This window comes from Rhodococcus triatomae (assembly GCF_014217785.1).
GTDB classification, from domain to species: Bacteria; Actinomycetota; Actinomycetes; order Mycobacteriales; family Mycobacteriaceae; genus Rhodococcus_F; species Rhodococcus_F triatomae.
Map to the genome: position 1 here is coordinate 4,358,864 of NZ_CP048814.1, position 14,948 is coordinate 4,373,811.

At 70.0% G+C, this 14,948-nt stretch carries 16 protein-coding genes; 9 read left to right on the top strand and 7 right to left on the bottom strand.

Annotation, left to right across the window (positions count from 1 at the left end; translation table 11 throughout):
- The first annotated feature begins 31 nt into the window (after positions 1 to 31).
- The gene (gene hisS, locus G4H71_RS20730; protein WP_072738141.1) at positions 32 to 1,303 is read left to right on the top strand and encodes a histidine--tRNA ligase; all 1,272 of its coding nucleotides are present in this window, start codon (positions 32 to 34) and stop codon (positions 1,301 to 1,303) included.
- A gap of 43 nt (positions 1,304 to 1,346) precedes the next feature.
- Positions 1,347 to 1,955 carry a hypothetical protein gene (locus G4H71_RS20735; RefSeq protein WP_072738142.1) on the top strand — a complete coding sequence of 203 codons (609 nt, stop codon included), beginning with the start codon at positions 1,347 to 1,349 and terminating at the stop codon, positions 1,953 to 1,955.
- Positions 1,956 to 1,988: 33 nt separating this feature from the next.
- Here G4H71_RS20735 and G4H71_RS20740 read toward each other — a convergent pair whose 3' ends face one another.
- The 3 genes from G4H71_RS20740 to G4H71_RS20750 form a co-directional block, all read right to left on the bottom strand.
- Positions 1,989 to 3,341, bottom strand: a complete 1,353-nt coding sequence (locus tag G4H71_RS20740; RefSeq protein ID WP_072738143.1) for a hypothetical protein — start codon at positions 3,339 to 3,341, stop codon at positions 1,989 to 1,991.
- Positions 3,338 to 3,661, bottom strand: a complete 324-nt coding sequence (locus tag G4H71_RS20745; RefSeq protein ID WP_072738144.1) for a type VII secretion target — start codon at positions 3,659 to 3,661, stop codon at positions 3,338 to 3,340. Before G4H71_RS20745 ends, G4H71_RS20740 begins: the two co-directional genes overlap by 4 nt.
- 61 nt (positions 3,662 to 3,722) lie before the next feature.
- Complete coding sequence (locus G4H71_RS20750) at positions 3,723 to 4,415, bottom strand: TetR/AcrR family transcriptional regulator (RefSeq protein WP_072738263.1); 693 nt, start codon at positions 4,413 to 4,415, stop codon at positions 3,723 to 3,725.
- Positions 4,416 to 4,638: 223 nt separating this feature from the next.
- Here G4H71_RS20750 and G4H71_RS20755 point away from each other — a divergent pair, with 223 nt between their 5' ends.
- From G4H71_RS20755 to G4H71_RS20770, 4 genes are read left to right on the top strand one after another with little or no spacing between them, the layout of a single operon-like run.
- Positions 4,639 to 5,493 carry an urea amidolyase associated protein UAAP1 gene (locus G4H71_RS20755; RefSeq protein ID WP_072738145.1) on the top strand — a complete coding sequence of 285 codons (855 nt, stop codon included), beginning with the start codon at positions 4,639 to 4,641 and terminating at the stop codon, positions 5,491 to 5,493.
- Positions 5,490 to 6,149, top strand: a complete 660-nt coding sequence (locus tag G4H71_RS20760; protein ID WP_072738146.1) for an urea amidolyase associated protein UAAP2 — start codon at positions 5,490 to 5,492, stop codon at positions 6,147 to 6,149. The genes G4H71_RS20755 and G4H71_RS20760 overlap by 4 nt, the downstream gene beginning before the upstream one ends.
- Complete coding sequence (locus tag G4H71_RS20765) at positions 6,146 to 8,128, top strand: 5-oxoprolinase/urea amidolyase family protein (protein WP_072738147.1); 1,983 nt, start codon at positions 6,146 to 6,148, stop codon at positions 8,126 to 8,128. Before G4H71_RS20760 ends, G4H71_RS20765 begins: the two co-directional genes overlap by 4 nt.
- Positions 8,129 to 8,174: 46 nt before the next feature.
- Entirely contained in the window at positions 8,175 to 9,221 is a 1,047-nt protein-coding gene (locus G4H71_RS20770) for an Rv2578c family radical SAM protein (RefSeq protein ID WP_072738148.1), read from the top strand.
- 35 nt (positions 9,222 to 9,256) lie between these two features.
- On the opposite strand, the gene G4H71_RS20775 is transcribed toward G4H71_RS20770, so the two are convergent.
- The 3 genes from G4H71_RS20775 to G4H71_RS20785 all read right to left on the bottom strand — a co-directional run bounded on the left by G4H71_RS20775 (position 9,257) and on the right by G4H71_RS20785 (position 10,449).
- On the bottom strand, positions 9,257 to 9,661 hold the full coding sequence (locus G4H71_RS20775) for a DUF5313 family protein (protein WP_072738149.1): 405 nt from the start codon (positions 9,659 to 9,661) through the stop codon (positions 9,257 to 9,259).
- Entirely contained in the window at positions 9,658 to 10,131 is a 474-nt protein-coding gene (locus tag G4H71_RS20780) for a MarR family winged helix-turn-helix transcriptional regulator (RefSeq protein ID WP_072738150.1), read from the bottom strand. The genes G4H71_RS20775 and G4H71_RS20780 overlap by 4 nt, the downstream gene beginning before the upstream one ends.
- A gap of 144 nt (positions 10,132 to 10,275) precedes the next feature.
- The gene (locus G4H71_RS20785) at positions 10,276 to 10,449 is read right to left on the bottom strand and encodes a CsbD family protein (protein WP_072738151.1); all 174 of its coding nucleotides are present in this window, start codon (positions 10,447 to 10,449) and stop codon (positions 10,276 to 10,278) included.
- Positions 10,450 to 10,651: 202 nt separating this feature from the next.
- Between G4H71_RS20785 and G4H71_RS20790 the strand changes: the two genes are divergently transcribed.
- On the top strand, positions 10,652 to 10,807 hold the full coding sequence (locus G4H71_RS20790) for a hypothetical protein (RefSeq protein ID WP_169847154.1): 156 nt from the start codon (positions 10,652 to 10,654) through the stop codon (positions 10,805 to 10,807).
- Between the two features lie 4 nt (positions 10,808 to 10,811).
- Here G4H71_RS20790 and ypfJ read toward each other — a convergent pair whose 3' ends face one another.
- Entirely contained in the window at positions 10,812 to 11,723 is a 912-nt protein-coding gene (gene ypfJ / locus G4H71_RS20795; RefSeq protein ID WP_072738264.1) for a KPN_02809 family neutral zinc metallopeptidase, read from the bottom strand.
- Between the two features lie 124 nt (positions 11,724 to 11,847).
- Between ypfJ and aspS the strand changes: the two genes are divergently transcribed.
- Both aspS and G4H71_RS20805 read left to right on the top strand, forming a co-directional pair.
- A complete protein-coding gene (gene aspS, locus G4H71_RS20800) occupies positions 11,848 to 13,680 on the top strand; it encodes an aspartate--tRNA ligase (RefSeq protein WP_072738152.1) in 1,833 nt (610 codons plus the stop codon).
- Positions 13,681 to 13,749: 69 nt separating this feature from the next.
- On the top strand, positions 13,750 to 14,913 hold the full coding sequence (locus G4H71_RS20805; RefSeq protein ID WP_072738153.1) for a protein kinase family protein: 1,164 nt from the start codon (positions 13,750 to 13,752) through the stop codon (positions 14,911 to 14,913).
- The last annotated feature ends 35 nt before the right edge of the window (positions 14,914 to 14,948 follow it).

Below are 14,948 nucleotides of genomic sequence, written 5' to 3' on the forward strand. Positions count from 1 at the left end.
GCGAACATCGACGTAAGGAACACTGACGACTGTGAGCAAAGCAAGCGCCTTCTCCGCTCCCAAGGGCGTCCCCGACTACGTGCCGCCGCAGTCGGCGGAGTTCGTGGCGGTGCGTGACGGGCTGGTCCGGGCCGCAGAACTGGCCGGGTACGGGCACATCGAGCTGCCGATCTTCGAGGACACCGGCCTGTTCGCGCGAGGTGTCGGCGAGTCCACCGATGTGGTGAGCAAGGAGATGTACACCTTCGCCGACCGCGGTGACCGTTCGGTGACGCTGCGCCCGGAGGGCACGGCAGGCGTGATGCGGGCGGTGATCGAGCACGGGCTCGATCGTGGGCAGCTGCCCGTCAAACTCCGCTACGACGGTCCGTTCTTCCGATACGAGCGTCCCCAGGCCGGTCGGTACCGCCAGTTGCAGCAGGTCGGCGTGGAAGCGATCGGAGTCGACGATCCGGCGCTGGACGCCGAGGTGATCGCTGTCGCCGACGCGGGCTTCCGCAGTCTCGGGCTGGACGGTTTCCGGCTCGAGATCACCTCGCTGGGGGACGACACCTGTCGCCCGCAGTACCGGGAACTGCTGCAGGAATTCCTGTTCCGGCTCCCGCTCGACGAGCAGACTCGGCAGCGAGCCGAGATCAACCCGCTGCGGGTGCTCGACGACAAGCGTGCCGCTGTGCGGGAGCTGACCGCCGACGCCCCGCTGATGCTCGATCACCTCTCGGACAGTGCGAAGGAACACTTCGAGCAGGTCCTCGGCCACCTCGACGCGCTCGGCGTGCCGTACGTCGTCAATCCTCGGATGGTGCGCGGCCTCGACTACTACACCAAGACCACCTTCGAGTTCGTGCACGACGGGCTGGGGGCGCAGTCCGGCATCGGTGGCGGTGGCCGCTACGACGGACTCATGGAGCAGCTCGGCGGTCAGCCGTTGTCGGGCATCGGATTCGGGCTCGGTGTCGACCGCACCCTCCTCGCGCTCGCTGCCGAGGGGAAGACGGTGGCGCCCCCGGCTCGGGTCGACGTGTTCGGTGTCCCGATGGGAACCGAGGCCAAAGCCAGGCTCGTCGTCCTGGCACGGCAGCTGCGCGCGGACGGTATCCGGGTGGATCTCGCCTACGGTGATCGCGGTGTGAAGGGTGCGATGAAGGCCGCGGACCGCTCCGGTGCTCGGCTGGCGCTCGTACTGGGGGACCGGGACATCACGGAGGGAACGATAGTGGTGAAGAATCTGGCGGACGGAAGCCAGGAGTCCGTTCCGTTCGACCTGGTCGGTGCGCGGGTGGGGGAGCTCCTTGTCGACTGAGGGGTCGGCCGGGGGACCGGTCGGAGACGGGAGTGACGAGCGATTGTCACTGGACCTCATTCCGGCGGAGTTGATCCGCCAGCGCCTGCGCATCGTCACGACCCTCACCCTCGTCCTCGCGGTGGGTTTCGGCGTGCTGGTGGCACTCTTCACCACGCCGCTGGTGGGACTCGTGTTCGGGCTCGTGATCGCCGGTCCGGCGATTCTCCTGGTGATCCGAACGTGGCGGCACCGAATCACGCTGAGTGGCAACGTTCTCCGGTCGACGGGTCTGTTCGGTGCCACCGAGGTCGACGTCGCGTCGGCCCGCGAGATCGAGATGGTGGTGCGCTCCGCCCGGCTGAGTCAGGTGGCTTTGCGGGTGCAGGGTGACGGGGGATCGGTCCTGGTGCCCTTGGCCTTCTACACCGGGGCCGGTGCTCGCGAGCTGGAGATCCTGCCGTTACGCAAGCTCGCCGATGCCCTGTCGGCAGGTGAGACGGCCTTCGGCGCGGCGGTGGCGTCCGTGCTGATCGGCCAGCTCCGCGCCGAGGCGCGGGGCGCGGGCCTGGCGGAACGTCCGTTGTACCGGGCCGCGACGACGGCCGCGGGATCGGGGGCACGATCGCAGCGAGCCCTGACCGACGCGGAGGTGGCGTCACTCGTCGAGTGACGCCACCTCCGAGAGGGGCCGGGGCCCGAGAACCTATTCGCCGAAGGTCTCGTCGAGGGCGTCGTCGCCACCGCCGATGACCGGGGGTGCGACCATGCCGAGATCTCCGGTGAAGGCATTGGACTCGCCGGCATTGACCAGGTAGCCCGGAGCGTTGCGGGACGTGTGTTCCTCGTCGGCGCCGCCGCGTGCGCCGGCACCGCCCATCATTCCGGCACCGCCCATGCCGCCCGCCATCATCGGCGCGCCGCCGGCGGCACCGGCGGGTGCAGCGGGGCCTGCGGCCCCGGGCATCGTGCCGGCGACCGAACCCGGCTTGGGGACGGGTGCGGCTCCCGGAGTGGCGCCGACCAGGCCCACTCCGCCGCCGAGGCCCGCGACACCGGCCATGCCGCCGGCGCCACCGCCGGCGCCGCCTCCGCCGCCACCACCGAACGAGGCGGCCGAGGTGCGGGCGCCGGGCTCCGAGAACGGCGATGCTCCGACACTCGCGGCCTGCGTCTGCGCCGAGACCAGATCACCGACCGCGCTGCTGACGTTGGACACCATCGGCTTGCCGATGCCTTCGAGCACCTCGCCCGCAATGGAGAACGGCGAGGGTCCGCCGGGAACTCCGGCAGCCGGAGGCGGCGGGACGGGTACCGGAGCCGCGAGGCCGTTCATGGTGAGCGTCTGCTCGTTGAGCTCGGTGCGCGTGGCGGTGATGATGCCGACGGCCGCCTTGAGATGTTCTGCGGCCGAGGCCATCAGCATCGCCTGTCCGGGGGGCGTGACCACCATGGGCGCCGCTGCCGTCGCGGTGGCGACGAACGACTCGATCACGGTGGTGAGGTTGGCGTTGCCCCGGGCGACGGAGGCTGCGGCCGTCTGCGTCGTCGTCGAGATGTCGCGGCCGCGGTCGCTGAGTTCGGCACCGCTGGCCTGCGCCTGCTGCCCCTGGGCCTGAGCCTCGGCGGCGGCGTTGCTCTGCCACACCTGATCGAGCGCGGAGAGAGCCGAACTGCTCATCGACATGGCCTGATCGATCAGACCGGAGGACATGCTCAGGATGGAGGTCGGATCGAAGGAACCGAGGGTGCCCGAGCCGAACATTCCGGTGATGTCGGAGAACGGCGCGAACAGTTGGTCGATCCCCGGGATGCCGAGCCCCTGCCCCTGCATCAGCGCCTCGATCGGGTTGGGCGGAAGGGGGAACTCCGGCAGGGGAGGAAGTTCGGGAACCGTGAACTCGCCGAGCGGGGTGTCGAGCACGCCCCCGAGCGGTGAGTCGCGGAGGGCGTCGAGCGGAGTGTCCGGCAGCGGCGCGGAGAGCGCGTCGCCGACGGGAGATCCCTGCAGGAGGTCCATGATCGACTGGGGATCGCCGGTGGGCGTCGCATCCGTCATCGCAACCCTCCCGCGCCGATACCGCCGAACGTGTCGGCGGTGCCCGAATCGGTGCCGTCGTACTCGTCCGCGGTGGAGAACGCTGCGGACGACGTGGCGACGTAGTGTGCCGCCAACTCCGCGACGGCCTTGGCGTGATTGGCCTGCGCGGTGGCGAACGAGGCCAGGAAGTCCGCTCCGATAGGTCCGAGTACCGGTGCCAGAGCGGCGAGGTTGGCGGCCAGGTCGATTCCGGCTGCGCTGGTGATCTGTTCCGCGGACTGTGCCGCGGACGCCCCGAACTGTCGAATTCCGGCTGTTTCGACGGTGACGTCACTCAAAGTTCGACTCCCCCCAGGTGAGAAACTGTTTGTCAGACTCTATCCCACGGCGCGGGCCTCGTCAGTCGGTGGGCGCGGTGTCGGCCAGCCCCGCCGCGGCCAGCGCGCGCCGCGAGTGGGGCTCGATCGCCTGCCCGTCGACACCGAGGACGCGGAGTGCGGCGTCGGCCAGGGTGCGGCCGATATCGGCGGAGGGGGCCTCGTCCGAGTCGGCGCGGGTGGCGATCACCGATTCGACGATCCGGAACGGGAGGTCGAGCAGTGCCGCATCGTCCCCGTCCCGGTCCCCGCCCTCCGATTCGAGGACGGCGCGGCGTGCGAGTGCCGCGTACCGCCCGCGCAGGGCCCGACGCTGTTCGACGAACGGGGCCAGGCTCGGTGACCGCAGTTCGGGAAGCAGGTACAACGCGCCGAGATTCCATCGCGCGGAAGCGAGTTGGCGGGAGTCGAACCAGGCCAGTGCATGGAGTGCGACAGCGCCGGGCACGTCGGCCGCCGTGAGCGCATCGGCCGCCGCGAGTGCGGGCGAGACCGTGCGTTCGAGCAGAGCCTCGAGGATTTCCTCCTTGGTGGCGAAGTGGTGGTAGAGCGAGGCCTGGCGGATCCCGACGTCGCGGGCGATCCGACGAGTCGACGTCGCGGTGAATCCCTGGGTGGTGAACAGTTCGGCCGCGGCGTCGAGGATTTCCTCCGCCGCGCTCGCTCCGGGACGGCGGGGGGAGGTCAGGCGAGGTCGTCCCGGTCCGGTGGTCACCACCTCATCATCTCAGGTACCTGCTGCCGAGTGTCGCCCCGCCCGGTCGGCCCACGCGCCCGTCACCACGGGGTGCGCGCTCGCGGACACATCGTGTTCACACGGGAAACGAGTTCGTTACCGGCAGCGGCGATTCGGACACCTGGACGTCACCCGTGGCGCGCCGGCGACAGGAAAACTGTCAACTGACAGATATCGACCCGCGTTCGATCGGAGCAGCGAGATGACCAGCAGTACTGCCACCACCGCGGCAGCACGGGAGCATGCCCGCGCCCAGGGTGGCGTGATCACGGATTCGATGCCGGTGCTCCCGGCCCGCACCTGGCCCACACCGCCCGCGGGGGTCGACCCGGACACCCTCACCTGGGCCGAGACGGTGCCGGGCGGCAGCTACACGACCAAGGTCCTGGCCCGCGGAACCAGACTGCGGCTCCGGGACCTCGACGGCCGCGCCTGCGCGCACCTCTCGCTCCACCGCGCCGACGCGCCGTGGGAACGGCTCAACGTGGCCGACACCGTGAAGGTTCCGTGGCAGGCGTACCTGAGGGTCGGCCATCCGTTGCTCTCCGACCAGGGCCGGGTCCTCGCGACGGTCGTCGGCGACACCTCCGGCCGCCACGACGCACTGTGCGGCACCACGACGGTCGCGGCCAACACCGCCAAATACGGTGACGGCACCCTCCATTCGTCTTCGCCCGCCGGTCGGGCCCTGTTCACGGTCGCCGCGGCGAAGCACGGACTGGCTCCCCGGGACGTCCCACAGACGCTGTCCTTCTTCCACGGGGTCCGGGTGGAGGCGGACGGAACCCTCACCAGCATCGGCAACGCCGGCGCCGACAAGGCGGTCGAACTGCTCGTCCATCTTCCGCTCGTCGTGATGGTCGCGAACACGGCGCATCCGCTCGACCCGGCACCGGAGTTCGGTACCACCTCGCTGGAGGTGCTCGCCTGGCGCGGCGCGGACCCGACGGAACCGGACGGCGCCGATCCGGAGTACCACCGGGCGCATCTCAACACCGAAGACCTCTGGGCTGCCCGAGCGGCAGGAACCGCGGCGACCGAATCGAGGACGAAATGACCACGACGGCAGTACCTTCCCCGGCCCTGGTGCCCGGTGCCCTCGTCCGTGACGAGACCGCGCCCGCGCGTGGTCCGTGGTCCGCGGTGATCGCCGCGGGGGACGTTCTCACGATCGTCGACCTCGACGGTAACCAGGCGGTGGACACCTTGATCTACGACGCGGTCGATGCGGAGGTGCGCTACTCGGCCGCCGCCACCGTGTCGGCGCAGCGCAACATCTTCCTCACCGCCGGGAGTGTGCTCCGCTCGGACGACGGCGACCCACTCATGACCCTGGTCGCCGACGAGGTGGGCAACCACGACACGGTGGGTGGCGCGTGCTCGCGTGAATCGAACACCCTCCGCTACGGACACCACACCGCCCACCAGCACGCGTGCGTGGAGAACTTTCTGGTCGAAGGTGCGAAATGGGGGCTCGGCAAGCGAGACCTGGTGTCCAACATCAACTTCTTCATGAACGTCCCGGTCGACGCCGACGGCACTCTCGGAATCGTCGACGGGCTCTCGGCGCCGGGTAAGCGGCTGGCGTTGCGGGCCGAGCGCGACGTCCTCGTCCTGGTGTCGAACTGTCCGCAGATCAACAACCCGTGCAACGGATTCGACCCGACCCCGGTGCGGATGATCGTCACCTCGCCCGAGGGCGGCGCACCGTGACTGCGAAGATGACGCTGCTCCGCCCGGGAATGCTCGCGACCGTGCAGGACCACCCGGGCCGAGTCGGGTACTGGCAGGTCGGCGTTCCGCCGTCGGGGCCGATGGACGACCTGTCGTTCCGGCTCGGCAACGTCGCTGTCGGCAACCCGGAGGGCGCGGCGGGTATCGAGGCGGTCATGGCAGGGCCGGCGGTCCAGTTCGACCAGGACACGGTGGTGTGCGTGAGTGGAGCGCCGGTACCGGTGACGGTGGTCGGTGTGCCACGGGCGCAGTGGCAGCCGATCCGGGTGCCTGCCGGAGCCGTCCTCGACATCGGCACTGTCTCCGGCCCCGGCCTGCGGATGTACCTGTCGGTGCGCGGCGCCGTGTCGGTCGACGAATTCCTCGGCAGCGCGGCAACGTTCACTCTCGGGAGATTCGGTGGACACGAGGGTCGCGCGCTGCGGGTGGGCGACATCCTGACGATCGGTGACGAGCCCGAGGCGCCCACCCGTCCGCTGCCGTCCGAGCATCTGCCCGCACTCGGCACGCACTGGGAACTGGCGGTCACCGAGGGGCCGCACGGGGCGCCGGAGTTCTTCACCCGCGGGGACATCGACACCCTGTACGCCACCGACTACGAGGTGCACTTCAACTCGGACCGCACCGGCGTGCGCCTGATCGGTCCCCGACCGGACTGGGCGCGCCCGGACGGTGGGGAGGCCGGCCTGCATCCGTCGAACATCCACGACAACGCCTACTCGGTCGGCGCGCTGGACTTCACGGGAGATACGCCCATCCTGCTCGGCCCGGACGGGCCCAGCCTGGGTGGCTTCGTGTGTCCGGTGACCGTGGTGGCCGCCGACCGGTGGAAACTCGGTCAGCTGGCGCCCGGCAACACCGTGCGGTTCGTGCCCGTGCAGGTGCAGGCCGCCGCGTCGCCGCGGGTGTTCGGGGCTGCGCGTCGTGCCGGAACCGGTCGGGTGCACCGCGGCGGCGGGGACGGCGACGACGGTGTGATCGCCCGGCGTGACGGCGAGGTCGCCGTCACCTACCGCCGGTCGGGAGACGACAACGTCCTCGTCGAGTACGGCGACATGACACTGGATCTCGCGCTCCGCGCTCGTGCCCATGCGCTGCACCAACGGCTCGAACGCGAGCGTCCGGCCGGGCTGCTCGATCTCACTCCCGGCATCCGCTCGCTCCAGGTGCGGGTGGACCCGGACGTTCTCCCGATCTCGACACTCATGGGATTGCTGGGGGAGGCCGAGGAGCAGTTGCCCGCGGTGGACGAGCTCGTGGTGCCCAGCCGTACGGTGCGGCTACCGCTGTCCTGGGACGACCCCTCGACCCGCGAGGCCATCCAGCGCTACATGCACGGGGTGCGTGCGGATGCCCCGTGGTGCCCGTGGAACATCGAATTCATCCGGAGGATGAACGGACTCGACTCCGTCGCGGACGTCTTCGACACCGTCTTCGGCGCCGAGTACCTCGTGCTCGGTCTCGGCGACGTCTATCTGGGGGCCCCGGTGGCGACGCCTCTCGATCCACGGCATCGTCTCGTGACCACCAAGTACAACCCCGCCCGTACCTGGACGCCGGAGAACGCGGTGGGGATCGGTGGTGCCTACCTGTGCATCTACGGGATGGAGGGGCCGGGTGGGTACCAGTTCGTCGGACGGACGACCCAGGTGTGGAACCACCGGCACCCGCAGGCGTCCGGAATGTTCGAGGAGGGCACGCCGTGGCTGCTCCGGTTCTTCGACCGGATCTCCTGGTACCCGGTGGAGCCGGAGGAACTGAGGGACCTGCGTGCCGACATCGCGGCCGGCCGCGGCGGCGGTGTCGACATCACGGAGGGCACGTTCACACTGGCGGAGCACCGGCGCTTCCTCGCCGAGAACGCGGCCTCGATCGGCGAGTTCCGTGGCAGGCAGTCGTCGGCGTTCGCGGCCGAGAGGCAGCGGTGGGCGGATGCGGGGGAGTTCGCGGCCGGCTGAGGAGCACCGGTTGACAGGTGCTCGCACACATGTTCGACTTGGGCTCATGCGGTGGAACGGTCAGACGCTCGACGCGGACGACGGAGCCCTCCCCGGTCTCGAACGGGCCGGGTTCGTCCGGTCCGTGCAGACGCCGGAGTTCGAGGGTGTCACGTTCCACGAGGTGCTGTGCAAGAGCGCGCTCAACAAGGTGCCGGAGGAGACGAACCTCCCGTTCTCGTTCACCGTCAACACGTTCCGGGGTTGCTCGCACGCCTGCCGGTACTGCTTCGCGCGCCCGACCCACGAGTACCTGGATCTCGACGCGGGGCACGACTTCGACTCGCAGGTGGTGGTCAAGCTGAACGTCGCGGCCGTGCTTCGCAAGGAACTCGCCCGCCGGTCGTGGAAGCGCTCTCCGGTGGCGTTGGGTACCAACACCGATCCCTATCAGCGCGCGGAGGGGCGGTACCGGCTGATGCCGGGTGTGATCGGCGCGCTGACCGAATCCCGCACGCCGTTCTCGATTCTCACGAAGGGAACGCTGCTGCGGCGGGATCTGCCGCTGCTCCGGCAGGCGGCCGAGCAGGTTCCGGTGAGCCTGTCCGTCTCCCTCGCCGTCCACGATGCGCAGTTGCAGAAGCAACTCGAGCCCGGCACGCCGTCGCCTCGGGCCCGGCTCGAGCTGATCCGTGCGATCGCGGACGCCGGATTCGCGCCGCACGTGATGGTCGCGCCCGTCATTCCGTACCTCACCGACTCGTCCGCGCACCTGGAGGCATTGTTCGCGGATCTCGCCGAGGCCGGCGCGTCCGGGGTCACCGCGTTCGCCATGCATCTGCGGGGGAGTACTCGGGGCTGGTTCCTGTCGTGGCTCGCGCAGGAGCACCCCGCCCTCGTCCGCCGGTACCGCGAGTTGTACGGGCGCGGGGCGTACGTTCCGCCCGAGTACACCAGCTGGCTGAAGGCGAGGGTCGATCCGCTGCGCGTGGCCTACGGTCTGGCGCCGCGGGAGCCGCACCGCGGCGCCGACCACCCGGTCGGGCGCGTGCCTGCCGACGAGGAGACCCCGGACCCGCGTCCGACGGGAGAGCCCGCACTCACGTTGTTCTGAGACGCTCCTGCCCGCCCGCCCTGTCGGGGCGATCGTCAGGGTGCCCGCCCGTGACGACGCTCGTAGGTGCGGCGCTCGTTCTCGTGGCGTCGCGCGGCCTTCGGGTTCTCCAGATCGGCCGGCAGGCCGTGCCTTTCGAGGCGCCTGGCCCGGTTCTGGGCCATGTAGGCGACCGAGTAGAACAGCGCGAGCAGCACTCCGAGGAGGACCATCGACGCGCGCAGTGCCACCGGACCGGGGAACAGGGCGAAGGCGGCGAAGACCGGCACGAACGGGGCCATGCTGCGGACGAGGTGCCGTGCCACCGCGTGGTTGCCGACGAGGTCGTTCCGGACCCAGTCCCGCTGGGAATCGGGCAGGGTGCGTCCGAATGCGTATCCGAGCCATTGCAGTGGGCCGGGACGGCGCCGTTCCGGCCGAGATCGCCTCGACGCCGTCACGGCGTCTCGCTCAGCGCACCGGCGGCCAGGGCTGCACCGTTCACCCGGACGAGGACGGAGTGGAGTTCCTCGAGTTCGGCCAGGCTCACTCCGAGGCGCTCGACCACGGCCGGGGGAATCGACAGTGCGCGTTCCCGCAGGGCGAGCCCGGCGGCGGTCAGCGCGACGTCGAGCTGACGCTCGTCCGTGCGGCTGCGCGTGCGTTCGACCATTCCGGCGCTCTCGAGCCGCTTCAGTAGCGGTGAGAGTGTGGCGGACTCGAGCTGCAGGGCCCCGGCGATGTCCTTCACCGCACGCGGGGACCGCTCCCAGAGCGCCAACATCACCAGGTACTGCGGATGAGTGAGGCCGAGGGGCTCGAGGAGAGGGCGGTAGACCGACAGCACCGCGCGGTTGGCGACCGCGAGAGCGAAGCACACCTGTCGGTCGAGGGCGAGGGGATCGGTGGGAGCGGCTGACACGGCCCCCACTCTAGCCACTACTTCGTGCCCTAACAATTAGTGCACGATTCCCGCATGCGCGAAGGTCCCGCACGCGTGAATCCGGGCGGCCCGGACACGAGAACGCTCCGGGTAGGTCACCCTGCCCGGAGCGGAAACGCATCGAGACGGCGGCTACTTGCCGAACGCGTCCTTGATGTTCTCGCCGGCATCCTTCAGGCTCGACTTGGCCTGATCGGTCTTGCCCTCGGTTTCGAGATCCTTGTCGTCCGTGACGTTGCCGACCGCTTCCTTGGCCTTGCCCGCGATGTCCTCGGCGGCATTCTTGGCCTTGTCGACGAATCCCATGGTCCACTCCTTCGGTTGTGGCTGTGTCTGTCGACTGTGTGGTCGGAGGCGAGCGCCGAATCCGAACGTCCGAAGCCCTGTGATCCGAGACACGTTTTCGTGGCGCATCGGTCGGTCAGGGTGCGCTCACCGGCGCCGAGGACGGTGCGGCCGCCGAAGGAGACGACGGATGCGTGTGTGACGAAATCTGCTGACCGCAGCGGTGGCGCTGTTTCTCGGGATCGTCGTCGTCGGTTCCTCCGCGGGCGCCGCCGGGCAGGTGTACCCGGCGGGCTACGCCCTGGTCAGCAACTACGGGCAGGCGGGCTACATCCTCGACCGATTCGACGAGGCGCTCGGCCGGGCAGCCGCGAGCTGACAGGTCACGGGTTCTCCAGATCCCGCGCCGCGTAGGTGTCGCATGCGTCGACCCGACCGGACTCGTAGCCGGCGAGGAACCACGTCTGCCGCTGTTCCGACGAGCCGTGCGTCCAGCTCTCCGGGTTGACCCGTGCGCCGGCCGAGCGCTGGATCCGGTCGTCGCCGACCGCCGACGCCGCCGACAGGGCGTCGTCGATGTCGCTCTGCGTCAACGGTTGCAGGAACGGCGGGCCCCCGTCGGGACCCGGCACCGAGTCCGCGTAGTGGGCCCAGACCCCGGCATAGCAGTCGGCCTGGAGCTCGGTGCGGACCGCACCGGACTCGGCTCCGCGCGGGTCGATCTGCGCTCGGCCGATGTCGCCGAGCTGGTTCTGGATGTGGTGGCCGAACTCGTGCGCCACCACGTATTCCTGGGCGAGGGGGCCGGCGTTCGCGCCGAATCGATCGGTGAGCAGTTGGAAGAAGCTGGTGTCGAAGTACGCCGTCGAATCGGCGGGGCAGTAGAACGGCCCGACGTCGCTCGTGGCGTTCCCGCACGCGGTGGATACCGCGCCGGAGAACAGCACGACGCCCGGCCTCACATAGGCGACGCCGGTCTGCTGCTCGAGTTCGCCGCCCCATACCGCGTCGAGGCTGGCGGCCGTGAACGCCACCCGGCAGTCGATGTCGCGGTTCGCGTCGGCGCCGGTCTCGCAGTTCTCCAGGGTGCCGCCGGTGGCCGGACCGGAAGGGCCCGTCGCCCCGCCGAACGTGCCGAGCAGCGACCCGGGATCCCCGCCGAGCAGGAGGGCGAGGACCAGGACGACGAGGCCGCCCGCGCCACCGCCGAGCGCGAACTTGCCGCCGCGCCCGCCGCCTCCTCCGCCGACCGAGACCCGGCCTGCATCTATCCGCGCACGCTCGTCGAACGTCATCGCCTCGTCACCTTCCGCGTCCTCGCGCGACCCGATCCGGGTGTGCGTTTCCACTCACACGCTCTGCCTCCGTAGGATCGCAGCCGACGACGTTTCGTGTTTCACATTTGTCGAAAGGACACCCGTGCTGCGCACCCATCTCGCCGGCTCGTTGCGACCCGAGCATGCCGAGCAGACCGTCACCCTCACCGGTTGGGTTGCGCGGCGTCGTGACCACGGCGGCGTGATCTTCATCGATCTCCGGGATGCGTCCGGCGTCGCGCAGGCCGTGTTCCGCGAGGGCGACGCCGCCGAGCAGGCACACCGGCTGCGCGCCGAGTACTGCGTCAAGGTGACCGGTGTCGTCGAGGTACGCCCGGAGGGCAACCGGAACTTCGAGATTCCGACCGGCGAGATCGAGGTGAACGTCACCGACCTCGAGGTCCTGGGGGAGAGTGCTCCCCTGCCGTTCCAGCTCGACGATCAGCCCGGCGAGGAAGCGCGCCTGAAATACCGGTACCTCGATCTGCGCCGCCCCGGACCGGCCCAGGCCATCCGCCTGCGCTCGAAGGTCAACGCCGCCGCGCGCGGGGTGCTGGCCCATCACGAGTTCGTCGAGGTGGAGACCCCCACACTGACCCGGTCGACACCGGAGGGCGCTCGCGACTTCCTGGTGCCCGCCCGTCTGCAGCCCGGCAGCTTCTACGCGTTGCCGCAGAGCCCGCAGCTGTTCAAGCAGTTGCTCATGGTCGGGGGCATCGAACGGTACTTCCAGATCGCCCGGTGTTACCGGGACGAGGACTTCCGTGCGGACCGTCAGCCGGAGTTCACCCAGCTGGACCTCGAGATGTCCTTCGTCACGCAGGAAGACGTCATCCTCCTCGCCGAGGAGATCCTGGTCTCGCTGTGGCGGCTGATCGGTCACGAGATCACCACACCGATCCCGCGCATGACCTACGCCGAGGCGATGCGCCGGTTCGGCACCGACAAGCCGGACCTGCGCTTCGGCGTCGAACTCGTCGAGTGCACCGAGTACTTCGCGAACACGCCGTTCCGTGTTTTCCAGGCCCCGTACGTCGGCGCCGTCGTGATGCCCGGCGGTGCGAGCCAGCCCCGGCGTCAGCTCGACGCCTGGCAGGAATGGGCCAAGCAGCGCGGTGCGAAGGGGCTCGCCTACGTCCTCGTCGGCGAGGACGGCACGTTGACCGGGCCGGTCGCGAAGAACCTCACCGACGCCGAGCGCGACGGCCTGGCCGTCCACGTCGGTGCCCAGCCCGGCGACTGCGTCTTCTTCGGTGCCGGCGCGGTCAAGTCCACCCGCGCCCTACTGGGTGCGGCGCGCGGCGAGATCGCCCGCAAGCAGGACCTCGTCGATCCGGAGGCCTGGGCGTTCGTGTGGGTCGTCGACGCGCCGCTGTTCGAGCCGGCCGAGGAGGCCACCGCCAGCGGTGACGTCGCACTCGGGTACAGCGCCTGGACGGCGGTGCACCACGCGTTCACCTCGCCCAAGCCCGAGTCGCTCGAGACGTTCGACACGGACCCCGGGTCGGCGTTGGCCTACGCCTACGACATCGTCTGCAACGGCAACGAGATCGGTGGCGGCAGCATCCGTATCCACCGCAAGGACATCCAGGAGCGGGTGTTCGCGGTCATGGGCATCTCGCACGAGGAGGCCGAGGAGAAGTTCGGCTTCCTGCTCGACGCCTTCGCCTACGGTGCCCCGCCCCACGGCGGTATCGCCTTCGGGTGGGACCGCATCACGGCGCTGCTCGCGGGAGTGGACTCCATCCGCGAGGTGATCGCCTTCCCGAAGTCCGGTGGCGGCGTCGACCCGCTCACCGAGGCGCCCGCGCCGATCACGCCGCAACAGCGCAAGGAATCGGGCATCGACGCGAGGCCGGAGCCGCGGTCGGGTGGTGGTCGGGACACCGAACCGGCGGAGGGTGCCGCCGCCGCGCAGCCGACGTCCGCGCAATAGTCACAGCCGTGAATCGGACCGGGGCCGACCATCGCCCCGGTCGGGTTCGGGCAGGTAAGTTGGAACTCGATGACCGCAATATTGGCAGACCCCGTTTCCGAGGTAGTTGCCGCAGCCGAAAGGCTGCTCACGCGTCGTACCGGGGCATCGGTGACGTTGGCGGACCCTGTCGATCTCGGGGGGAGCGGCCGGACGATCGTGCTGCGCGTGCGCGTCGCGGAGAATCCGTTCTCGCTACCCCGGACCCTCGTGCTCAAGCAGGTGCGCGGGGACGCCGGCCGGCCCCGCGCGAGCACCGTCGATTCGGACGAGTGGATCGGCGACGCGGACAAGGCGTTCCTGCGGGAAGCGGTGTCCTACCAGTTCGCGACGGCGCTGGCCACGGAGAGCCGCCCGGGGGCGGAACTGCTGGCCTCGGATCTCGATGCGAAGTTGCTGGTGCTCAGTGATCTCGGCGACGCGTCGCCGATCGGAGTTCTGCTCGAGCACTCGGATGCGGACACCGTCACCAACACCCTGATGGCGATGGCCCAGGCCCTCGGCCGGATGCACGCGGCGACCGTCGGCCGTGAGGAGGACTTCACGGCGCTGCTCCGTCGCGCCGACGTCCCGCCCACGGCCGATGCCTTCGCGACCCGGGTCGCGACCGTGGCGTCCGAGGTGCCGGGACTGCTCGCCGAGCATCTCGACATCGACGTTCCCGCGGAAGTGGTGGAGCAGGTCGAGCACGCGGCGAAGTTGTTCCGGGGCGGGGGGTTCCGTGCGTTCAGTCCGGCGGACCTCTGCCCCGACAACATCATCGTCAACGACGAGGGCGTGCGCTTCCTCGACTACGAGTGGGGTGGCTTCCGCGACGCGATGCTCGACATCACGTACGCGCTGGTGTCCTTCCCGGGCTGCCTGTGCAGCATCGATCTGTCCGACGAGCGGTCCGACGCGATGATCGACGCCTGGCGCGCGGAGGTCGTCGGGATCTGGCCGGCACTCGCCGACGACGCCGTGCTCGCGGCCCGCATGCTCGAGGCCGAGTTGATCTGGGTGTGGCTGACCACCTCGCTCTTCCTCCCCGAGAACCACGAGCGGATCGCCACCGTCCGTGAGCATGCCCTGTCGGTGCCCCGGCTCGAGGCTCTCCGGCAGCGATGGTCGCGTCTCGGGCGCGCGGCGCAGCGCGCGGGCAACAACGTCGTCGCGGGCCATGCCGCGCAGGTCGAGGACAGGTTGCGCGGCTGACGCGTCCCGCCCCGCCCGCCGTCACCCGGGGGGAG